Genomic DNA, 21,448 nt, shown 5'->3' on the forward strand with positions numbered 1-21,448 from the left:
ACGCTACATTTCAGCTTATTTCATCGGTGAAAAAGGGAGAGTTTTAAAGAAAACAGCATCTACATTTTCTACAATCCTACCATCAGCCTCAGACAATTCTTTAGCTCTTACCCACTCTGGATCCTTTGCGAACTTTTGAAAATTAGCCTCAAAAGAACCTTGATCTTTGTCCCCCAATAGGTAAACGAGCTTTGGCTGACTACCGTCTTTTTCGACTGTAATCCAGTAAGGATAATTTTTCAAGCCTTGCTTCGCAAATAGATCCTGTGTGTGGTCTTTAAATCTTGTCAGCAAATTATCAAGTCTTCCATCAAAACAAGTGTAGATTCTCATCTGAAAAACACCGCTTGCTTGCTGCTTGGGCAAATCGTTCAGCCCAGGGGCCAACTTCATAAAGGTCTGATCCACACTTTTTACTAAGGCTCCATTTACCTCCGATTCCTTTTTTGCCTTCTGCCATTCTGGATCGTTAGCAAACTTACCCCACATTACATCCCTGGATTTTTCATCTGGATAGCCAAGGATATAGGTCAGTGAATTATCCTCATTATCAACGGGTAGAAAGTAAATTATATTTTCCATCCCACTTTTTTCAAAAAGTCCTAACGTATGGTCTTCAAAACGCTTTATCAAATCAGGAAGCTTCCCTTCATTGGCGTAGTACTTTCTTACTTCAAAATAGGTAGATGTTCCGTTTAACTGTTGAGCATAGCCTCCAAGGGCAAAAAACATTGCAATCATACTTAGGAATATTTTTTTCATGGTTATCGGATTTAAAGGGTTCTAGTAGAATGTGGAAATATGCTCCGTATTCCAATAAATAGTTTTCTCTATTGCGAAAGCCCTATTTTTTCCAAGCTTTCCAGATTGCTGGAAGCATAGCAAAAAGTATTATCAGTAAGCCAAAGGTCTCTCTGGATTCTTCCATGGACTGGGTTTTCATACTTAAATTATGCTGCTCGACTTCTTCAGAAATCCAACCTCCCACATCGCCTTGCCAGTAATAGATGGCACCGAGGATACAGCCTATTGCCAGTATTGTCAACGGAATTTTGGGAAAAATACCGCGAACACCCAGCAGACAAAATATAATTGCCACACCATAGATACTCACCCAAATTTCAGGATCGGGATCGTTGAATTGCCAAAACGCAAAGAGCGCAAAAATGAAAATCCAGATTCCGAAATAGATTTTGTTAAACTTCATAATACCAGGGGTTGATTTAAACTACCACAAAACAAAGAATTTTTAATTAACTTGAAATGCTAAGATTCCCACAAATTACCTTTGTTAATTTTGGTAAGCAAGGCATTTTTGACTGCTATATATGACGCTCACATTCATCTTATCCAGAGGCATGAAATTCAAATCATTGGCAGTCCTCCTATTTTTCGGTTTTCTTATCTCAGTCCACGCAGCGCAAGAAACAAGTGCTGATACCACAGTTCTACCTGAAAGAAGTCCTGTGATTTTTCTGAATGACACCGTCTATTTCATAACATCCAAACTCGGCCCATATTCAGCTCAAGAGCGGGCATCAAATCAAAGTGCTAAACTAGAAGCTTTGATCGACAACGACCTGTTTGACACCCTCTTGCTTTCCACTTCTGAAGATGAAGTAGCAGTGGAAATACTTCATGGTGACCAAGTAATCGGAAGTGTCACCCAAGCCGATGCTAATCTTCTCAACAAAAGTAAGTCTGAAGTAGCGGAAGAATACCTCGCATCTATCAAATCGAGCTTTTCAGCAAATTATGAACAGAAAAACCTGATAACTTATCTCACAAGAACGGGTCTTATCATAGTAGTATTTCTTGTTCTCTTTATTCTCGTAAGATTTATCAATAAAGGATTCAACAAGCTGATTGATTACATCCTTCGCAAATGGCATAAACTCTTCAAAGGTGTAAAAATTAAAAACTTTGAAATCCTCTCAGCAGACCGTGAAGAAAGGTTGTTTTTCTTCACTATGCGAGTGATTAAAATATTCCTGATCATCTTGCTTCTCTACCTTTCTCTGCCTATTATTTTCAGTATTTTCCCTACTACAAAAGGTCTGGCAACCACGCTGCTTTCCTATATTACTTCACCTGTCAAGCAAATCGTATTTGGTTTTATAGGCTACCTCCCTGAGCTGTTTATGATAATTGTGGTGGGTTTTATCACCTATTACATTATCAAGGCGATCAATTTTATTTCTTTTGAAGTAGAAAAAGGAACGCTCTCCATACCAGGATTCTATCCCGAATGGGCAAAACCAACTTTTAATCTCGTCAAGATTATAATAATTGCTTTTTCTTTTATAGTAATCTTCCCGTATCTCCCCGGATCAAACTCCCCTGCTTTTCAGGGCGTCAGTGTATTTCTGGGTTTGTTGATTTCGCTCGGTTCATCTTCTGCTATCAGTAATATCATTGCAGGTTTGGTAATTATTTACATGCGGGCATTTAAACTAGGTGATAGAGTAAAAATCGGGGATACTACGGGTGATGTTATAGAGAAAACCATGTTGGTTACTCGACTTCGCACCATTAAAAATGAGGAAGTCACCATTCCGAATGCATCCATTTTAGCAGGTAAAACAATCAATTATTCGGTAGAAGCAAATAGCCCAGGTCTAATTCTCCACTCCACTGTGACCATTGGGTATGATGTACCTTGGCGACAAGTCCATGAGCTTTTGATCGGTGCAGCAATGAAAACTGACTTGATTTTGAAAGCACCTTCCCCATTTGTACTGCAAACCAGTCTAGATGACTTTTATGTGAGTTACCAGATCAATGCTTATACCGCAACCCCTGAAAAAGCAGCTGTGATCTATTCAGACCTACACTCATTTATCCAAGATGCTTTTACCGAAGCTGGAGTGGAAATCATGTCTCCGCATTATCGTGCTTCTAGGGATGGAAATGAGCTCACCATTCCCCCGACTTTTTTACCTGAAGGGAATTTGCCCAAAGAGGATAGAGATTCCTAATTGAAATAGACTTCTATTTCATCTTGATCCTCATCAGAAAGGCATCCGCAGTCATATATAAATAGCTTTCATCCTCGTCAAAAGCACAATTTGCAGTGCCTTGTCCGGTCTTTATAGTACCCAAATGTTTTCCATCCGGACTAATCACCAAAACACCCCCTGGACCCGAAGCGAACAATGTTCCCGAGCTATGGACTGTCATGCCATCTGGCAAGCCCGGAAGCTGTGTCCCCACACTTTCCGTTGCGTCTAAAAGGATTTTACCACTTAGGACATTTCCTTCCCCATCCAAACCATAGGCATAGTACCTGGCTTTTTGAGCATCAGACTGAGCAATATAGAGGGTTTTCCCATCAGGACTCAATCCTATTCCATTTGGTCTATTTAGCGTATCCAAAAGCAGATTCAAACTCCCATCAGGATCCAACCTATACACACCCTGAAAGTCCAATTCTTTGGTATTCCAATCGTCTAAGCCATAGGGAGGATCAGTGAAAAACAACTGTCCTGCTTCATTAAATACCAGATCATTTGGGCTATTGAATTTTTTCCCTTCGAAATCTGACACCAAAACACTAAAATCAGAAGTTGGGTCAGAAAGTGAAGCATTCATCTTAGCTATTCGTCTTTCGCCATGCTGGCAAAGTATGAGTTCTCCATCCGCATTCAATGTCAAACCATTGGAACCTGGCTCTTTCTTATTGGTCTCAGTACCCAAGTAACCAGACGGCTCCAAAAACAAGCCCAAACTATCTTTCTCCGTCCATTTCCAGATTTTATTGGTAGGCACATCGGAGAAGATTAGGGCATTTTGATCGGCAAGCCAAAGGGGACCTTCAGACCATTCAAAGCCAGAAGCAATCACTTCAATCTTGGCATTTTCAGAAATAAACAAATCCAACTCTTGCTCCAATCTATCGACAGAACCAACAGTCTGGTAAGAAATAGCTTCATTTTCATCATTACTACTGGATGAAGTACTCGGACTGGAACATGCCGAAAAAGCAAGTAAAAGGTAAAGGAGACTGGAATTTTTCATTTCAATTTTTCGACTTAAAGGTTAAATCCCATTACCATTATCATGATTTGGGTGAAAGGTAGCAGGACAGGAAAGGATACTTGACCTCAATTTTCTTGTTAGTATTAGTTCATCATAAGTTTAAGAGTAAATCATTTGGGTAAAAATGGCGGAGAATTTTCTTCGCCTTTTTTATTTAAATATATATCCGCAATTGCACCAGAAATAGGTAAAAAGCGACTTAAAGTATGGTAAATACTAGCATTGTTGGTACTTCAGCCTGTCCCGCCAATGCGGGAGTCATCCGTCATCCCCGCCTGCTGTCGGGCAGGGGTCTTCTAGCCAATAAACCAAGGAAAATATGGTTACTGGCATCATTCCGTATATTCATGTTATTTATTCCCCAGACTTTCTCTCCGAAGGCAACAAACCAAAAACCGGGTTTCTGGTATGTGATGAATTCATCAATTCTTCCAATTCCTTTACTTTTTCCGGATTTTCGGCAGCTATATTATTTTCCTCCCCCAAATCCACACTTAGATCGTAAAGCTCAAGTGTTGGCTCCTCGCTCCCGAATACCTGTAGTTTGACAGCCTTCCATTTCCCCTGCCTCACCGCTTGTTTGCCTCCTTGCTCATGAAACTCCCAATACAAATAGTCATGCTCCTTTTGCTCCTTTTCCAAAAGTGTAGGTAAAAAGGAAATTCCATCAATATTCTCTGGAACCGGAGCTCCAGCTAACTCAGCAAAAGTCGGCAGCAAATCCCAAAATGCTGAAATATGATCACTCTGGGTCCCAGCCTTAACTTTGCCTGGCCACCAAGCTATCATTGGGGTTCTCACGCCACCTTCATACAAATCTCTCTTATGACCACGAAAAGGGCCATTGCTATCAAAGAAATCCGGATCAGCGCCACCTTCCTTATGTGCGCCATTATCTGAGGCAAAGATGATTAACGTGTTTTTCTCCAACCCTAATTCCTCCAACTTGTCAAGTACCTCCCCTAGGTAGCTGTCGATTCGCTCCACCATGGCAGCAAAGGTAGCATGTGGATAAGGCTGGGATTGATAGGCAGAGGTTTTGATATCAGAGCCATATTCAGAACCCTTTCTTGCTGGGTAAGCTTGTTCTTCACCGAATTTTGCTCTGTATTTTTGAAAAATGGCATCGTCAGGCGCAGCAAGTTCTGCGTGCGGCATCACTATTGGCATGAAGAGAAAAAATGGATTGCTCTTATTATTTTCCAAAAAAGTAATCGTCTCAGACTGAATCACATCGGGAGCATAAACAGCTTTCTCTACCCATCCATTTCCTTCCAAAATCACTTTTTCCGCATTGTCCCAAAGGTATGCAGGATAATATCTATGTGCCAGACTCTGGCAGTTGTACCCATAAAACTGACCAAACCCCTGACGGTTGGGATCCCCTGTCGTTCCTATGTATCCCAATCCCCATTTCCCAAATGCTCCAGTAGCATACCCAGCGCCTTCCATGATTTTAGCTAGGGATGGAATAGAATCAGGCAATGGATATTGCCCCTCTGGCTCTGTTCCTAGATTGCCGCGAATAGGAGTATGCCCGGTATGCAACCCTGTCAAAAATGAAGACCGGGAAGGAGCACATACCGTAGCTCCAGAATAATGATTGGTGAAGAACATCCCTTCCTTAGCCAGGCGGTCAATGTTAGGAGTTTCTATATATTCCTGGCCCAAGAAACTTAAGTCTCCATAACCTAGGTCATCTGCCAGGATAAAAATGATATTTGTCTTTTTTTCTTCTTCAATTACTTCCTTATTTGAACTTGAAGTACAGCTGGAAAAAGTTAAGTAAGAGCAAAGAAAAAGAAGGATTATGGGCAGGTTTTGCGTTTTAAACATGCCCTAAGATAATAATAAATATATCTGACTAAAATAGATAGCTATGGGATTTTGCTCCCCGCTCCTGAACCAACTTATTTCTAATCATCAGAATTCTATAGGCTTCCAAAGGCTCGGCAACTCCTCCAGCCCTTATCCTTGCTTCACACACCAAAGGTCGCACATCGGTCAAATAAGCCATTTGCAAGATTTCTTGGGCTTGGGAACTTTCACCATTCTGCTGGCATTCGTGCAGTTTCTTTCGATCCACCAGCAATGCCTTGGCATACGCGATGGTAATAGCTTCCAACGCCTGAATTAAATCGACCAGCGGATCTTGTGTATTGTAACTGGCATCGATCATCCAGGAAATACTTTCCCAAGTCTGCGCACCTGATTGGTCTCCTTCTATTAATTCATTGAAAATCAAAAACAACTGATAGGGTTTGATGCTACTTGGGTTCATGTCATCCTCCCCATATTTACTGTCATTGAAGTGAAATCCCGCAAGAAGGTTTTGATACATCAGTGTTGCCACGATTTGCTCTATATTCGTTTTGGGCAAATGATAGCCTAAATCCACCAGTACTTTGGCCCGGGACCCCAATCTCTTGGCAAGCATGCTGGAAGTCCCCCAATCAGGTACTACCGTGTGATAGCAATTGGGCTCGTAAGGTTTATATTCCAGCATCAACTTCCAGTCAGAAGGCATGAATTCGTAAATTTCTCTAAGCGACTCCTCAGTCCAACCTAGCGTATTTCTGAAATTTGACTGACCCGGGAAATTACTTCCATCGGCCATCCAGACCGTCAAGCCTTTGCTTCCGAGTTTTTTACCAATACTTATTACCTCCTCATTGTGAGCGATGGCTTCCTCTCTAATTTCCTTATCAGGGTTGCCCAAGGATCCCAATTTAGCATATTTCTGCTGATTTTGATCCTGGGAACTGGTACTGTTCATGGTATCAAATTCCAAATTCAATTCTGCTGCCAAGTCCTTAGTTTCTCTGTAATCTTCTGGCATGTCCCAAGGGATATAGACAGAAATAGAATTAGTCTTTCGTGTCAACTGCTGCAGCAGGCCTATGTCCTCCAGTTTTTCATTCAAATTCCTCGGTTCCCCGCCTGTTCTATGCATTTTAGTGCTGGCTTTTCCATTACCCAAAGCTGCACTCGGGATGGCAATCTGAAAGGCCTGAACCTTGCGTATAAAATGATCAAAGTCGATCTGCTGATCTGAGAATCGATCCCGTAAAAGATCCAGCGATCTGCTGTGAAAATTATTGGTAGAAAATGATGCTAAATGATCTTCTGTGAGTTTCATCCTAAACTATACACTGTTACTGTACTACTCATTTTGTTTCTAAAAAGGGCATTTACAAAAGGTACAGCTACGAGCTCCCCTCCATTATTTGGTAAGAAAAAAGGCGGTAACAAATTCATTTTTTCATAGCGTTTGAAAAATGAATATGAAATCAATCCGTTTTTGTACCTATTTCGAAATGCTCCTACAGAAAAGCAAAAAGGCCTAAAACACCAACTAGGGAAGTTTATTTGAATTTCTTAGCCTTTGTTTCGAAAGTTCAAATTGCCTTTGCGGAGCGATTTAGAAAAACTACAACCAAGGGCAAGGATGAATTTTAATGCCATTTCTGAAGGATAAATTATCAAATACTTCTCCAACACCTGGAGAGCTTTTGTTTTTGAGTGCTCCTGAATTAGTTTTCAAGCTAGTTTGAAAAAGCTGGAGTGTTTTTGCTAGGTGTACTCTTACTCTTTGGTCTTTATGGATTTTGAATTTTACTTTTTAGATTACAGATCTAAACAATAATTCACATGGATATACGGAATGATGCCTGTGAGTAGGTAAAAGCAATCCAGGATATTTTAAACTTGAGAATTGAGGACCCTTTTGCCTATCCCGCCACTGAGTCATCGGCCATAGGTCTCCCGAGCTATCGGGATGGCCGGTTCAGCCGAGAAATATTGCATACTGGCATCATTCCCTTTATCCACGAAAACAGCCTCAAGAAGCATGTAAATCACTTTAATTCTTTTACTATTCAAGACAGCACAGGATACCTGAGGCATTCTTTTCACCCATATTCACCATCAGAACAATCTGCCAAACGCAATGAGCATAACAACACAAAACTTTAAGCATGTAAGTTACCTCTGGGATGATGCAGTAGCATCCAAACTTGAGGGAAAGGAAGTTGACCTTTTAATATACCGTTCAAATATACTTGGAGCTGATCTGAGAATCACCAATTACGGCGGAGGAAACACCAGCTGCAAAACCTACGAAGCTGACCCGCTTACCAACGAAAAAGTAGAAATAATGTGGGTCAAAGGCTCCGGTGGCGACATTGGAACCTTAACAAAAGCTGGTTTGGCTGGGCTTTATGTAGATAAACTTCGTGCGTTGAAAGGCATCTATAGAGGACTGGATTTTGAAGATGAGATGGTAGAACTTTTCAACCACTGCATCTACGACCTAAAGTCAAAAGCACCTTCTATTGACACCCCGCTACACGCTTTTCTCCCATTCAAACACATAGATCACCTGCACCCAGATGCAGCCATTGCTATTGCTGCGGCTAAAGACGGTGAACAGATCACCAAAGAACTTTGGAATGGCCAAATCGCTTGGGTGCCTTGGCAAAAACCAGGTTTTGATCTTGGCCTGCAATTGAAGCAGGCGCTGGATGAAAATCCGGGAATCCGCGGGATTATGCTGGGGGGACATGGACTATTCACCTGGGGTGACACAGCCTACGAATGCTACATCAATAGCTTGGAAGTAATAGAAACTGCTTCTGAATATTTGGCTCAAAATTATGGAAAGACTCGTCCCGTTTTCGGAGGTGAGAAAGTACAAGCATTAGCTCCAGAGCAGAGAAAAAGCCAAGCGGCAAAGCTTGCTCCCCTACTTAGAGGTCTAGCTTCTTCTAAAAACTTAATGGTAGGCACATTCACTGATGCACCAGAAGTACTTCAGTTTATCAATAGTAATGACTTGAGTAAATTGGCACCAATGGGTACCAGCTGCCCTGATCACTTTTTGAGAACAAAAATATCTCCATTGGTGCTTGATGTTCCAGCTGATGCAGACCTCTCTGACCTTACTGAGCTAAAAGAGCAAATACGTGTGGCATTCCAAGCCTACAGAGAAATGTACGCCGACTACTACGAGAATCACAAGCATTCGAATAGCCCAGCCATGCGTGACCCTAATCCAGTGATCATTATCTGGCCGGGTGTAGGTATGTTCAGCTACGCAAAAAATAAGCAGACTAGCCGGGTAGCCAGTGAATTCTACATCAATGCAATCAATGTGATGCGTGGCGCGGAGGCTGTTTCTCAATACGTTTCTTTGCCACTGCAGGAAGCATTTAATATTGAATATTGGCTACTAGAAGAAGCAAAACTTCAAAGAATGCCTAAGGAGCAGCCACTTTCCAGAAAAGTAGCCTTGGTGACTGGCAGCGCTGGAGGAATTGGTTTGGCTATAGTCGAGAAATTCATCCAGGAAGGTGCTTGTGTAGTTGTCACAGACATCGACGGAGATCGATTGAAGACCACCAGCGATGCACTTTTGAAAAAATACGGCAAAGACGCATTCTTGGCAGTGAAGCTGGATGTGACAGATAGCAAAAGCCTAGAGTCTGCAATTGAGGCTACCTGCCTGCAATTTGGTGGAGTGGACATCATAGTGAACAATGCCGGAATATCTATCAGCAAGTCATTCGAGGATCACTCGGATCAAGATTGGGAGAGATTGAACGACATTCTGGTAATGGGTCAGTACCACATCTCCAAGGCTGGAGTAAAAATCATGAAGCTTCAGGGTCATGGTGGAGACATTGTCAACATTGCCAGCAAAAACGGCTTAGTAGCTGGCCCTAAAAACGTAGCTTATGGTACGGCCAAGGCAGCACAACTCCATATGTCAAGACTGATGGCAGCCGAACTGGCAGAAGATAAAATCAAAGTAAACGTAGTAAATCCTGATGCTGTGATCGAAAACTCCAACATCTGGGAAGGTGGCTGGGGCGAAAATCGCGCGAAAGCCTATGGAATCGAGGTGAAAGATTTACCGCAATTCTACGCTAATCGTACCTTATTAAAAGAAAGTGTAAAAACCAGTGATATCGCAAATGCGGCCTTTGTTTTCGTCAGCGGTCAGCTAGGCAAAACCACCGGCAACATGCTGAATGTAGATGGCGGACTCGCTGCTGCATTCCCAAGATAGAATATGAATTAATAAACCTCTATTACCCTAATACCTTAAAAACAACCCAAAATGCCATGTTAGTCGATAAATCAGAAAAAATCCTCACGGATTCTCGAACCCCCAAGTACATGCAAGTGGTCAATCTGATTCTGGATGATTTAGATAGTGGAAAACTGAAAATCGGAGATAGAATTCCTTCTATTAATGAAACCAGTTTTGACTTTCTACTTTCAAGAGACACGGTTGAAAAAGCTTATAACGAACTTCGTGACAGAGGAATTATCACATCTGTTAGAGGGAAGGGATTCTATATCAACTCGACTAACATGGCTAATAAGTTAAAAGTGTTGTTGATATTCAATAAGCTGAGTTCCTATAAGAAAATCATCTATTATTCCATAGTGGAGACTTTAGGGAATCAGGCTACGGTAGATCTCCAGATCCACCATTACAACAGTACAATTCTCGAAAACTTATTAGAAAGAAACCTGGGGAACTACAATTACTATGTCTTAGCACCTCATTTCTTTGATGAGAATAACCATCCGGAAACTTGCTATGATTTGATTAAGAAAGTCCCTCAAGACAAGCTCCTGATCATGGATCGTGACGTCAAAGGGCATGAAAACGAATTTCCGGGTGTTTATCAGGATTTTGCCAGGGACATTCTCGAAGCGCTTGAATCTGGCATCACTCACCTACGAAAGTATTCAAGGCTCATCCTAGTATTTCCAAAAGGAGATATGTATCCGGTGGAGATTATTGATGGATTCAAGCGTTTTTGCTATTTCCATAACTTCAATAACCTTATACTAGATGGTATTGATGACGAGCAGCTTTACGAAGGAGATTCATTCATCGTTTTAGCGGAAACTGACCTAGCCAACATTGTAAAAAAATCCCGGGAACAGAAATTTGAGCTTGGAAAAGACATAGGAATTATCTCTTACAACGAAACTCCATTGAAGGAAATTTTAGCCGAAGGTATAACGACCATTTCTACTGATTTTGTGCAAATGGGAACCACGATCGCAAACCAAATATTAGGCGAAGAGGATAAAATCCCACTTAAAAGCCCTTTCAAGATGATCATCCGAAAATCGCTTTGACAGCGTAGCTATGAGTAAAATTCCAGTAACGGCTGTTTTTGACATCGGCAAGACGAATAAAAAGTTCTTTCTTTTTGATGAAAATCTGGCCGAAGTTTACAGTTCCTACACTCGTCTAGAACCGATCCCAGACGAAGATGATTTCCCCAGTGAGCCGCTTTCTCCGCTGGAAGACTGGATGATCAGGACTTTCAAGGAAGCACTGAAGTCCCCGGACTATCAGATCAGGCGACTGAACTTCTCCTGCCACGGAGCCTCTTTTGTGCATACGGATGAAAATGGGCTTCCAGCCACTCCACTTTACGATTACTTAAAACCCTTCCCTGAAGAACTTTTAAGTAGATTTTATGAGGAAAACGGTGGGAAAATGACCTTCTGCAGGGCTACCTCCTCCCCTCCTCTGGCCATGCTAAATTCTGGCTTGCAGCTTTACTTTATCAAATACCAAAAACCGGAATTCTTCAAGAGAATCAAACACTCCTTTCATTTTCCTCAGTACTTGAGTTTCTTATTTACCGGAGAAATGGTCTCTGATTACACCAGTATTGGCTGTCACACCGGGCTTTGGGATTACGAAGCAAAGGATTACCATGCTTGGGTAGATCGGGAAGGAATTCGCAAATTGCTTCCTCCGATTGTTCCCGGAAACACGCTTTTGAAAACCAAACCAGAACTGGGAAATATCCCCTGCGGGATTGGAGTTCATGATTCCTCAGCAGCTTTACTCCCTTACATCAAGCAAGAAGCGGAGCCCTTTGCCCTACTTTCCACAGGCACGTGGTCTATTTGCATCAATCCTTTTAACAAGACCAAACTCACCAAAAAAGAGCTGAAGCGCGATTGCCTACAATTCCTCAGCATCAAAGGTGATCCTATCAAAATTTCGCGCTTGTTTATCGGAGAGGAACATAAATATCAGGTTGAGCACTTGTATGAGCATTTTCAGATGCCACTTGGCACCTACAAGAAACTGAAATTCAACGCCACGCTTTTTGAAAAAGTAAAAGACAAGCCAAGACGTGTACACTTTCAATACCTGAAACCCGAAGACTATGGCTTTGAACAGGCAAGTGAAAATAACTGGTCCGCTTTCAATGAGTTTAATGAAGCCTACTACACCTTTATCCATGAATTGACAGATGTGCAAACTGCTGCTATAAAGCTAGTAACAGAGAATGCTCCTGTTGACAGGCTCTTTATTGATGGAGGCTTCAATGCAAATGATATATTTGTGGAGATGCTTCGCAAAAAGCTCCCAGAATTAACGATCATTCCAAGTGACTTTCCAAATGGCTCCGCTTTAGGCGCTGCCATGTTGGTATCCATGGAATAGATGACTTAATTTATCACACATGAACAATCACTCTCCCCATATTGGCTTATTTATCCCTTGCTACATTGACCAGTTTTATCCCAATGTAGCAATAGCAACGCTGGAACTGCTGGAAAAACTAGGCTGCAAAGTCACTTATCCGCTGGGACAAACCTGCTGCGGACAGCCCATGGCCAATTCTGGATTTGAAGCTGATACGCTAGGTACCACCTCCAAATTCATCCGGGATTTTGCAGGATTCGACTACATTGTCGCTCCCTCAGGAAGTTGTGTTTTGCATGTAAAGGAGCATTCGCCCAAGGTGGATAAACTTCATAAAAACCAAGCATACGTACAATCCAGGATCTACGAACTCAGTGAGTTCATCACCGATGTCCTCAAGGTAGATTCCATTCAAGGAAGCTTTCCCCATAAGATTGGTTTTCATGCGTCCTGCCATGGATTGCGCGGCCTGAGACTTGCCAGTGATTCGGAGAGAAATGAACCTGCATTCAACAAAACTTTGCAATTGATGAGAGAACTGCAGGGAATGGAAGTGGTGGAACTCACCCGCAAAGATGAATGCTGTGGTTTCGGCGGTACTTTCGCCGTAAGTGAAGAAGCTATTTCTGTCCAAATGGGAAAAGATCGAATAGCAGATCACCTGGATAAGGGCGTGGAAATCATCGTAGGGGGAGACATGTCTTGTCTTATGCACATGCAGGGAATTGCTACCCGTGATAAAAACAAGGTACAGCTCATGCACTTTGCAGAAATACTAAACCAAGCCATCTCATGAGTCATCCAGAGAACGCTACGGTATTTCTGAAAGATAAAGCCCGTGCCAAATGGCATGATGAAACACTCTGGATCGTGCGCGAGAAGCGTGATGCAACAATCCACCAAATTCCAGAGTGGGAAAAACTCAGGGAATTGGCTTCACAAATCAAAGATCATACGCTTTCCAAGCTTGACTTCTATCTCGAAGAACTGGAGAGGAATGCCACTGCAAATGGAATAAAAGTTCACTGGGCAGAAAATGCTGAAGAACATAATCAAATAATCGGCAGGATATTACGGGAGAAAAACTGCAAGACAATCGTCAAGAGTAAATCCATTCTTACAGAAGAATGCCATTTGAATCCATATTTAGCAGAAAGAGGCGTTGAAGTAGTCGATACGGACTTGGGCGAGCGGATTATACAATTTCTGAAGCAACCGCCTAGTCATATTGTCATGCCGGCCATTCACCTGAAGAAGTCCGATATTTCGGATATTTTCCATGAAAAGCTAAATACAGAAAAAGGAAACGTTGACCCGGTTTACCTGACTCATGCTGCTCGCCTGCATCTTCGCGAAAAATTCCTCCAAGCTAAAGTTGCTATCACAGGAGTTAATTTTGCTGTGGCAGAGACAGGTGAGTTCGTCGTCTGCACCAATGAAGGCAATGCGGATATGGGTGTGCATCTGGCAGATACGCATATCGCATGCATGGGGATTGAGAAACTCATTCCCCGTAGAAAAGACCTAGGCGTATTCCTAAGGCTCTTGGCAAGATCCGCCACAGGCCAATCAATAACGAATTACAATTCTCATTTCAGAAGTCCATCTCCTGGCAAAGAACTTCACCTGATCTTGGTGAACAACGGACGAACCAAGCAGCTTGGTAGAGAGAAATTCAGAAATTCACTGAAATGTATTCGCTGTGGAGCCTGCATGAACACCTGCCCTATTTATCGCAGAAGTGGCGGATTCAGCTACGGAAGCACCGTTCCAGGGCCAATAGGCTCCATACTTTCCCCGGGAATAGATCTGAAAAAATACAGCACCTTACCCTTTGCCTCCACACTTTGCGGTAGCTGCTCAGACGTGTGCCCTGTGAAAATCAACATTCACGAGCAACTGTATGAATGGCGCCAAGAAATCACCAAGGCAAACGGTTCATCCCTGAAGGGTCTATCTATGAAGATGGCAAATGGGATATTCAAAAGTCCACTGGCCTACAGAATCTCCGGGCAACTAATGCGGGCGTCTTTGAAAAACCTGCCTGATAGCATCATTTACAATCCTCTGAATGCTTGGGGAAAAGGAAGAAATCTACCTGATTTACCTGAGGAATCATTCAAAGCCTGGTATAAAAAGAACAGACCATGAGCAGCAAAGAATCCATACTGGGAGCCATCCAAGGATTAAAACTGGAGGAGAAACCGCTTCCGGATATTCCTGATTTTGAGATAGCCGATGACCTCGTTGAGGCCTTTACGACTGCTTTAAATGCCAACAAAGGAACAGTAGCAAGCAAGGAAGAGATTGAACACTTAATTTCAGAAACTGCCTTTTCGAAAATCTACAGCTCTTCACCTGCATTCGAAAGCTATTCCAATTGTCAGGTACCGCAGCATGCAGCTGAATTTGCTGACTTGGATCTTGCAATTATAGAAGGTCAATTTGCATCAGCAGAGAATGCGGCGATTTGGCTGGATGATAGCAATTTAGACCTGAGAGCTATCCCTTTTATCACAGCGCATCTGGTGATCGTGGTCAAAAAAGAGAACATTCTGGGAAATATGCATCAAGCTTATGACCGAATAGGCTTGACCAAATCAGGATTCGGGATTTTCATTGCAGGGCCATCCAAAACTGCCGATATAGAGCAATCGCTGGTAGTCGGTGCTCACGGTGCCATTAGCCTAAGAGTTGTGCTTATTTAAGCCAGCTTTCTACATAGCGTAAAGCAATTGTTGCTATCCTCGCTGCTGGAGTACTTTAACTCAAAATTGATTTTATCGGCTATTCTTTTGCAAAGCGGCAAGCCTACACCTGTGCCTTTTTCCTTCTTAGTACCATAGGAGGTTCTGGCTCTGAACATAAATAACTCCTGCTGCTCAGCTGCGGAGATAGTCGCTCCCCCATTGCACACCAGCCAACTCAATTTATCCGCTGAGATCTTAAGGTCAAGGTAAATTGTAGAGCCTATAGGTGCAAACTTGATCGCATTATCCAGCAGATTCTTGAGGATGATCTTGATCTCATTGATTTCCAAGGAGATTTTTCTATCCTCCCCTTCTATAGAAAATTCTATTATTTGATTTTTTTCCTCTGCCTGCATAGCCATCATATCCTTCATTTCCTGAGTCAATTCGATCAAGCTGATCTCATGCAGTTGGATAGGAGTATCCTCAAGTTCGGTCATCACCCAACTCAAGGTGTTATTGAGAACTTTATTCAGGTGATAACTTTGTCCCTTCAGATTAAAGAGAATTTGCTCCATTTCTCCAGGCTCAAAGGCATCTTTTTCCACTAGACCTAAGGTGGTATGAAGCATTCCTATGGGATTTTTTAAATCATGGGATAGCAGGGCTATAAGCCTGTTTTTCTGATCATTAAGCATCTTTACCTCTTCGAGAGAGCGATCCTGTCTTTCCTTTATTTTGTAAAGAAGTTGACTTTGATTTCTATAGCTTCTTATGAAAAAATGGATTACAATAAAAACAAATGTACTAATCCACAAAATAGCCACAGCATGATCAACAAACTGATTTTCAGCATTTTCATAAAAATGCTCCACTGTAATAAATCCCTTTACCTCCCCATAAAAAAGGAAGAAAAACATGGATAATGAGCCTAAGTACCAAACAATTTTGAGCCAGCCATGAACCAACAAAGAAGAAACTACCAACATCAAAAAGAAAGCATAGACCGTAGGACCATTACTTCCATCATTGTATAGAAAATTGATGCAAATGATAATGTGAGCCACTATCAGAAGCACATTTACGATCAACTGCTCATAGCCATATTTCGATATGATATAATAGGAAATTAAGAATGGTAAGGATAATCCGAGTTTAGAGAAATAAATAACCGGAGACATCCCAAGAAGAAAATCGGAAAGGCCTAAGAGCAATAATAGGAAGAATGTTAGTAGCGAAAATATTTTAGCAATCTGCCTCTGGATGTAATTCAGATCAGTAACATTCTCTTCAGAGAGCAATAAACCTTTTGTAATCAGCATAAAAATTGGTGTTAACTAAATTGACTCGAAAATAATAAAGTTTAATGCTTGTCAAAGACTTCCAAACTTAAAATATCATTAAAAACACATTTTCAGCCCATTAGCCTAAAACTACCCCATGGAATGAAGGGCAATTCGATTGCCTTCTGAATCTATGAATATTGCCATATAACCGTATTCCGGAGAAATCATCTTTTTAGAAATTTGCACAGTTCCTCCAGCTCCTTCCACCTTTGCAAGCTCGATAGATACGTCTTCGGATGAAAAATAGATCAATGGCCCTGCTAAATCACTTGGCGCATAAAAATCCTGGTGATATACCAGACTTCCTCCGGATCCACTGCCGCCCGCATCTCCGGGAAACATGGCCATCAGGAAATCTCCCATATCCATTTTTTGAAGGGTGCAGTCAAATACCGTTTCGTAGAATTTTATAGCTCTGTCCATCTCCAGAACAGGAATTTCAAACCAGCCAACTGTTACTTTTTTCATTTTTTTATAAGTTATTTTTTTTAGTTCTTATAAAGAGGTCAGCCTCAATTTCTCTGTTCTTTTGGCTTGTCACAAAAGAACCCCGCCAAGTCGGGCAGGCAAAAGGCCAAGACACCAGCAAAGCTTCAGCGCGCAAACCAGCCGCTGGCTCGCTGCTGCGTCAACCCAACGCTCCATAACTATAAGCAAATCTGCTAAATCGATGGATGAGCAGATCTAATCATCCTCTTGAATGTCGTTTTCGACATGACTCAGACGGGCTCGATTTTATGTTCATATGGACTTAGTTTATAAAATTGAAAAAAATGAAGAAAACCTCGATTTCTCAGCTATAAATATCACACTCTAGTCAATTTAATCGGATACGTTTTTCCTGCATTCCACTGGCATACATAGATATTCTCATCCTGATCTATGCATACATCGTGACAATGCTTGAAGATAGACTCAGATTGCACCATCAATTGTAATTCGCCATTTCTGTATTCTGGTGCAGTTCCGCCAGGATTAGAAACCACTTTGTTATCCTTGTCCAGTATCGTTACAAAACCAGAGTCAGGGGTTTGCTCTAGGTATCGAAGCCTAGACCAGCAGACTCCTGCATAGAGATTGTCGCCATGAATCACCGGGCGGCAGACAAAAGCTCCTGGCAAAAATATCGTCTCCATATACTCCCCATCCATCGTGAATCTCTTGAAGGAATTATGCCCCCGGGAAGTGCAAAGCAAGGTGGGCGCTTTGCCACCACGCTGATCTACTGTGATGCCATGTGCAGTGCTAAACTGGGCATCTCCCGATCCACTTCCTCCAAATTTCCGGATGAAATTTCCGTTTTTATCATACTGCAAAAAGTACTGAGAACCATAGCCATCAGCTACATACAAGTCACCATTTGGCCCCACAGTAGTCTCTGTAGGTACAAAAGACATTTTCTCAGTATAAATTCCTTCCTTCGCCGGAGCTTGAATCTCTGCCACCAGTGTACCTTCCAGGGTTGTCTTCACTACCCTACCTGCATTGTCTGATATCCACAGATATTCTGCATCGCCTTCATCTACTAGAGTCAGTCCATGAGCTCTATCCATTCCGAGAGTCCACGCCCTTAGGAATTTCCCGGATTGATCGTAGATAATGACATTGTTTTTTGGCTCATCAGTGACCATTATCATCCGACCCTTGCGATCCATCACCATCTCGTGACAGTTATTTACAGGGATCTTGCTAGGATCAAGCATTCCCCATTTTTGGTCAACTTGATATTGAAAATCACCGTGTCCAATTACTTTATCACGGTTTTGGGCGAAAGTAAACGAAGGGGAAATAGACATGGCTAGTCCCATCAGGGAGGAGTGTTGGATAAACTTTCTTCTAGTGGTATTCATGGGTAAAGGCTAAGTGATCAATTTAAGGAATCCTATCGAAAACCGAATAATAATGTATATTTTAAGGTCAAGACTAAATTAAATATTAAATGAAAAACTATTTAAAAGTAATCTCAATTACCCTAATCTGTTTGACCCCCGTCCTTAAATCACAAGCGCAAGAAGTGGCTCTTCAGCTCTATTCCCTGAGAAATGAGATGAAAGTGGATCCTGTGAAATATCATGAATTAATCTCCGAATGGGGCATCTCAGCTTTGGAAGGAGGGGGCGGATATGGCATGTCAGATGCCGAATATGCAAAGCTCTTATCGGATAATAACCTGCGCATCATCGGTGTGGGTGCTGAATACATGCAACTCACCAAAAACATCCAGCCCATCATAGATCAGGCAAAAAAGTATGGAGCCAAATACGCCACCTGCTATTGGATTCCTCATGCTGAAGGCCCCATATCCATGGAAGAAATCAAAATTGCCACTGCTCTTTTCAATGCAGTCGGGGCAGAATTAGCAAAAGAAGGAATCACATTTCTCTATCATCCACATGGATATGAATTTGCCAAGGACCGCAATAAAGTCCGCTTTGATTACATGCTCGCCAACGCCAAAAACTTCGCCTTCAACATGGATGTGTTTTGGGTGAAAATGGGCGGAGGTGACCCTCTGAAAATCATGAAAAAGTATCCTGGAAAATTCCCGATTCTACACCTTAAAGACCGCAAAAAAGGAACTCCAGGCTCCAAAAATGGCCAAGCTGACGTAGAGACCAATGTGATTCTGGGTACTGGTGATATCGATATCGCAGGGATCATCAAGGAAGCAAAAAAGCAGGGAACTGAATACCTAACTATTGAGGATGAAAGTTCCAGATCGGTCACCCAAATCCCAATAAGTGCCGCCTTTATCAAAAGGGAACTGGAGAAAAGCAACTAGTATTGGGAGAGCGGATACATCAAATAATGAGAATATGATTGATTCGTAAAATGTGAAAAGATGTGTAAGAAGTAAAAGGTGAAAGGTATCGAGCCTAGACTAAAGTAAAAAAAACAGCGGTTTCTTTTCATTTTCTATTTTCTTTACGCTGAAAATTTACATTGATTTCTAATTCACGCATGAATCACTATGAGGTAGCAATAATAGGTAGTGGGCCAGCTGGTGCCATGGCAGCCTATTATTTGGCAGAGAAAGGCATTTCAACCGTTATCATCGAAAAAGAAACCTTGCCAAGATATAAGACCTGTGGTGGAGGGTTGGTTTTCAGAGGAAGAAGGAAGTTGCCCTTTGATATATCGGCTGTGGTGGATCGGGAGTTTTTTGACATCAAACTATACTTCGACGGTGATAAAACGCCGCTAAGCAGCACGCGAGAAGTGCCTGTGATCAGCATGGTGATGCGCGATGAGTTTGATAATTTCCTGATTGAAAAAGCAAAAGGACTTGGAGTTCATCTAAAGCAGGATCACAAGCTGACAGGGATCACTTTCGGCGAAACGCCTACCCTACACACCAGCCAGGGAGACATTCATGCAAAGTTGATTATAGCAGCAGACGGAGCTCTCAGCCCTACTGCGAAATTTGCTGGCTGGACGGAAACAAGAAAACTCATTCCAGCGCTGGAATATGAAGTGGAAGTGAGCGAGTCAGATTTCGAGCGCCTGTCCAAAGAAGTACGATTCGACATGGACGCTATTCCACATGGTTATGCCTGGAGCTTTCCGAAGAAAAATCACCTTTCTCTAGGCATAGCTTCTACACGTAGGAAAAAGATCGATCTAAAAGCTTACTATAAAAAGTACCTGGAAAAGCTGGAGATCAAAGAGGTTTTGAGTGAAAAAGCGCATGGTTTCCAGATTCCAATCACGCCTCGTACAGATGGTTTTTTCCGCAAAAATGTATTGCTGATCGGAGACGCTGCCGGTTTCGCCGATCCGATCACAGCAGAAGGGATTTCCAATTCACTATGGAGTGGTAAGTTGGCAGCCGAAGCCATCATCGAAGCCAATTTAGTCCCAGACCAAGCCGGAAAACTCTATCAGCAAAAACTGGAGGAAGAAATGTTGCCGGAGATTAACACTTCTCAGACAGCAGCCAAATGGTTTTACAGTTACCGAATTATCCGAAACATGCTGCTGAAAAGATATGGAGACTTTGCCATGTCCTTGATGACAGACCTCTATGTGGGAGACAGAAGCTACCCGAAGAATCTGATGAAAACGATAAAGAGTAAAATTCTGGAAGCAAAATCCCCACTTAACAAATAAACAACTTTCGCAAAATTTGGCTTAGCTTTCCCCTTTTAAAATCATATCACAATTAACTCAATCATGAAAAACAACAAACTCTTTTTAGCTGCCTTTGCACTAATTCTCTTTTTCTCCGTTTCTACAGCATCTTTTGCGCAGCTACAAGCACCGGCACCAAGCCCGGCAGCCCACGTTTCTCAGACGGTAGGTTTCACCAAAATCAGCATTGACTACTCCTCTCCTGCGGTAAAAGGCAGAAAAGTTTTCGGTGAATTGGAAAAATACGGTGTGACCTGGAGAGCAGGCGCCAATGGCCCAACCATCATAGAATTCAGCACGGGAGTAAACATAGCTGGTAAAAATTTAGCCGCAGGCAAATACTCTATATTCATCACGCCACAAGAATCAGGGGATTGGACTATCCACTTGAACCGCAAAGCAAATGCAGTTTTTGCTTACATGAAAGATGGCAAAATCGACGAGGAAGCCATGGCTAAGGATGATGCAGTAGCGATAAAGGTTGCCCCAGTGCCAGCTCCTGAAACGTTTGAAAGACTAGCTTACTTTATCTCAGCGGAAGACAATAAAGTAGCTACGGTAACCTTTATGTGGGCAGACGTAATGCTGTGGTTTGAAGTAGATACCCAAGTGGATCAGAAGCTGGAGCAGTTTAAAGGAGTGTTTTAATCAAAATCTTCACAAAATTAATCACCAAAGCCCGGAGATGATCCGGGCTTTTTTTCGTTAAGGCATTTCTACTTAAGTTGCAGTGAAAATATCCATAGCTAATTCTTAAGCCCAATAAC

General features: G+C 42.2%; 18 protein-coding genes. 10 read left to right on the forward strand and 8 right to left on the reverse strand.

The window, feature by feature from the left end; all coding sequences use genetic code 11:
* Positions 1-15: 15 nt before the first annotated feature.
* Both BM386_RS10595 and BM386_RS10600 read right to left on the reverse strand, forming a co-directional pair.
* On the reverse strand, positions 16-762 hold the full coding sequence (locus BM386_RS10595) for an NIPSNAP family protein (protein WP_091693601.1): 747 nt from the start codon (positions 760-762) through the stop codon (positions 16-18).
* Between the two features lie 82 nt (positions 763-844).
* Complete coding sequence (locus BM386_RS10600; RefSeq protein ID WP_091693604.1) at positions 845-1,207, reverse strand: transmembrane 220 family protein; 363 nt, start codon at positions 1,205-1,207, stop codon at positions 845-847.
* Between the two features lie 151 nt (positions 1,208-1,358).
* Here BM386_RS10600 and BM386_RS10605 point away from each other — a divergent pair, with 151 nt between their 5' ends.
* A complete protein-coding gene (locus BM386_RS10605) occupies positions 1,359-2,978 on the forward strand; it encodes a mechanosensitive ion channel family protein (protein ID WP_170857078.1) in 1,620 nt (539 codons plus the stop codon).
* A gap of 13 nt (positions 2,979-2,991) precedes the next feature.
* On the opposite strand, the gene BM386_RS10610 is transcribed toward BM386_RS10605, so the two are convergent.
* The 3 genes from BM386_RS10610 to BM386_RS10620 form a co-directional block, all read right to left on the reverse strand.
* The gene (locus tag BM386_RS10610) at positions 2,992-4,017 is read right to left on the reverse strand and encodes an SMP-30/gluconolactonase/LRE family protein (RefSeq protein WP_091693609.1); all 1,026 of its coding nucleotides are present in this window, start codon (positions 4,015-4,017) and stop codon (positions 2,992-2,994) included.
* A gap of 375 nt (positions 4,018-4,392) precedes the next feature.
* Entirely contained in the window at positions 4,393-5,874 is a 1,482-nt protein-coding gene (locus tag BM386_RS10615; protein ID WP_091693612.1) for an arylsulfatase, read from the reverse strand.
* Between the two features lie 28 nt (positions 5,875-5,902).
* A complete protein-coding gene (locus tag BM386_RS10620; RefSeq protein WP_091693614.1) occupies positions 5,903-7,177 on the reverse strand; it encodes a TIM barrel protein in 1,275 nt (424 codons plus the stop codon).
* A gap of 810 nt (positions 7,178-7,987) precedes the next feature.
* Between BM386_RS10620 and BM386_RS10625 the strand changes: the two genes are divergently transcribed.
* From BM386_RS10625 to BM386_RS10650, 6 genes are read left to right on the forward strand one after another with little or no spacing between them, the layout of a single operon-like run.
* Positions 7,988-10,108, forward strand: coding sequence for a bifunctional aldolase/short-chain dehydrogenase (locus BM386_RS10625; RefSeq protein ID WP_091693617.1), 2,121 nt, complete (start codon positions 7,988-7,990; stop codon positions 10,106-10,108).
* A 56-nt stretch (positions 10,109-10,164) separates the two neighbouring features.
* The gene (locus BM386_RS10630) at positions 10,165-11,199 is read left to right on the forward strand and encodes a GntR family transcriptional regulator (RefSeq protein WP_091693620.1); all 1,035 of its coding nucleotides are present in this window, start codon (positions 10,165-10,167) and stop codon (positions 11,197-11,199) included.
* Between the two features lie 10 nt (positions 11,200-11,209).
* Positions 11,210-12,532 (forward strand): FGGY-family carbohydrate kinase, encoded by a 1,323-nt coding sequence (locus BM386_RS10635; protein WP_091693623.1) that lies wholly within the window; start codon positions 11,210-11,212, stop codon positions 12,530-12,532.
* A gap of 19 nt (positions 12,533-12,551) precedes the next feature.
* Positions 12,552-13,310 carry a (Fe-S)-binding protein gene (locus BM386_RS10640; RefSeq protein WP_091693626.1) on the forward strand — a complete coding sequence of 253 codons (759 nt, stop codon included), beginning with the start codon at positions 12,552-12,554 and terminating at the stop codon, positions 13,308-13,310.
* Positions 13,307-14,665: a lactate utilization protein B gene (locus BM386_RS10645; protein WP_091693629.1), complete on the forward strand. Its 1,359-nt coding sequence runs from the start codon at positions 13,307-13,309 to the stop codon at positions 14,663-14,665. The genes BM386_RS10640 and BM386_RS10645 overlap by 4 nt, the downstream gene beginning before the upstream one ends.
* Positions 14,662-15,222: a LutC/YkgG family protein gene (locus BM386_RS10650; RefSeq protein WP_091693632.1), complete on the forward strand. Its 561-nt coding sequence runs from the start codon at positions 14,662-14,664 to the stop codon at positions 15,220-15,222. Before BM386_RS10645 ends, BM386_RS10650 begins: the two co-directional genes overlap by 4 nt.
* On the opposite strand, the gene BM386_RS10655 is transcribed toward BM386_RS10650, so the two are convergent.
* The 3 genes from BM386_RS10655 to BM386_RS10665 form a co-directional block, all read right to left on the reverse strand.
* Positions 15,219-16,526 carry a sensor histidine kinase gene (locus BM386_RS10655; protein WP_091693634.1) on the reverse strand — a complete coding sequence of 436 codons (1,308 nt, stop codon included), beginning with the start codon at positions 16,524-16,526 and terminating at the stop codon, positions 15,219-15,221. The genes BM386_RS10650 and BM386_RS10655 overlap by 4 nt on opposite strands.
* 111 nt (positions 16,527-16,637) lie before the next feature.
* Complete coding sequence (locus tag BM386_RS10660) at positions 16,638-17,018, reverse strand: VOC family protein (protein WP_091693637.1); 381 nt, start codon at positions 17,016-17,018, stop codon at positions 16,638-16,640.
* 338 nt (positions 17,019-17,356) lie between these two features.
* Positions 17,357-18,400: an NHL repeat-containing protein gene (locus BM386_RS10665; RefSeq protein WP_091693640.1), complete on the reverse strand. Its 1,044-nt coding sequence runs from the start codon at positions 18,398-18,400 to the stop codon at positions 17,357-17,359.
* A gap of 89 nt (positions 18,401-18,489) precedes the next feature.
* Between BM386_RS10665 and BM386_RS10670 the strand changes: the two genes are divergently transcribed.
* The 3 genes from BM386_RS10670 to BM386_RS10680 all read left to right on the forward strand — a co-directional run bounded on the left by BM386_RS10670 (position 18,490) and on the right by BM386_RS10680 (position 21,329).
* Positions 18,490-19,332: a sugar phosphate isomerase/epimerase family protein gene (locus BM386_RS10670; protein WP_091693642.1), complete on the forward strand. Its 843-nt coding sequence runs from the start codon at positions 18,490-18,492 to the stop codon at positions 19,330-19,332.
* A 179-nt stretch (positions 19,333-19,511) separates the two neighbouring features.
* Positions 19,512-20,660, forward strand: coding sequence for a geranylgeranyl reductase family protein (locus BM386_RS10675; protein ID WP_091693645.1), 1,149 nt, complete (start codon positions 19,512-19,514; stop codon positions 20,658-20,660).
* A gap of 63 nt (positions 20,661-20,723) precedes the next feature.
* Positions 20,724-21,329 (forward strand): DUF2911 domain-containing protein, encoded by a 606-nt coding sequence (locus tag BM386_RS10680; protein WP_091693648.1) that lies wholly within the window; start codon positions 20,724-20,726, stop codon positions 21,327-21,329.
* Positions 21,330-21,448 lie beyond the last annotated feature (119 nt).

This window comes from Algoriphagus locisalis (assembly GCF_900116615.1).
Lineage (GTDB): Bacteria > Bacteroidota > Bacteroidia > Cytophagales > Cyclobacteriaceae > Algoriphagus > Algoriphagus locisalis.

Coding starts and splice junctions, on each gene's coding strand:
- BM386_RS10595 (WP_091693601.1), bottom strand. CDS start 762: ATGAAAAAAATATTCCTAAGTATGATTGCAATGTTTTTTGCCCTTGGA.
- BM386_RS10600 (WP_091693604.1), bottom strand. CDS start 1,207: ATGAAGTTTAACAAAATCTATTTCGGAATCTGGATTTTCATTTTTGCG.
- BM386_RS10605 (WP_170857078.1), top strand. CDS start 1,359: ATGAAATTCAAATCATTGGCAGTCCTCCTATTTTTCGGTTTTCTTATC.
- BM386_RS10610 (WP_091693609.1), bottom strand. CDS start 4,017: ATGAAAAATTCCAGTCTCCTTTACCTTTTACTTGCTTTTTCGGCATGT.
- BM386_RS10615 (WP_091693612.1), bottom strand. CDS start 5,874: ATGTTTAAAACGCAAAACCTGCCCATAATCCTTCTTTTTCTTTGCTCT.
- BM386_RS10620 (WP_091693614.1), bottom strand. CDS start 7,177: ATGAAACTCACAGAAGATCATTTAGCATCATTTTCTACCAATAATTTT.
- BM386_RS10625 (WP_091693617.1), top strand. CDS start 7,988: ATGAGCATAACAACACAAAACTTTAAGCATGTAAGTTACCTCTGGGAT.
- BM386_RS10630 (WP_091693620.1), top strand. CDS start 10,165: ATGTTAGTCGATAAATCAGAAAAAATCCTCACGGATTCTCGAACCCCC.
- BM386_RS10635 (WP_091693623.1), top strand. CDS start 11,210: ATGAGTAAAATTCCAGTAACGGCTGTTTTTGACATCGGCAAGACGAAT.
- BM386_RS10640 (WP_091693626.1), top strand. CDS start 12,552: ATGAACAATCACTCTCCCCATATTGGCTTATTTATCCCTTGCTACATT.
- BM386_RS10645 (WP_091693629.1), top strand. CDS start 13,307: ATGAGTCATCCAGAGAACGCTACGGTATTTCTGAAAGATAAAGCCCGT.
- BM386_RS10650 (WP_091693632.1), top strand. CDS start 14,662: ATGAGCAGCAAAGAATCCATACTGGGAGCCATCCAAGGATTAAAACTG.
- BM386_RS10655 (WP_091693634.1), bottom strand. CDS start 16,526: ATGCTGATTACAAAAGGTTTATTGCTCTCTGAAGAGAATGTTACTGAT.
- BM386_RS10660 (WP_091693637.1), bottom strand. CDS start 17,018: ATGAAAAAAGTAACAGTTGGCTGGTTTGAAATTCCTGTTCTGGAGATG.
- BM386_RS10665 (WP_091693640.1), bottom strand. CDS start 18,400: ATGAATACCACTAGAAGAAAGTTTATCCAACACTCCTCCCTGATGGGA.
- BM386_RS10670 (WP_091693642.1), top strand. CDS start 18,490: ATGAAAAACTATTTAAAAGTAATCTCAATTACCCTAATCTGTTTGACC.
- BM386_RS10675 (WP_091693645.1), top strand. CDS start 19,512: ATGAATCACTATGAGGTAGCAATAATAGGTAGTGGGCCAGCTGGTGCC.
- BM386_RS10680 (WP_091693648.1), top strand. CDS start 20,724: ATGAAAAACAACAAACTCTTTTTAGCTGCCTTTGCACTAATTCTCTTT.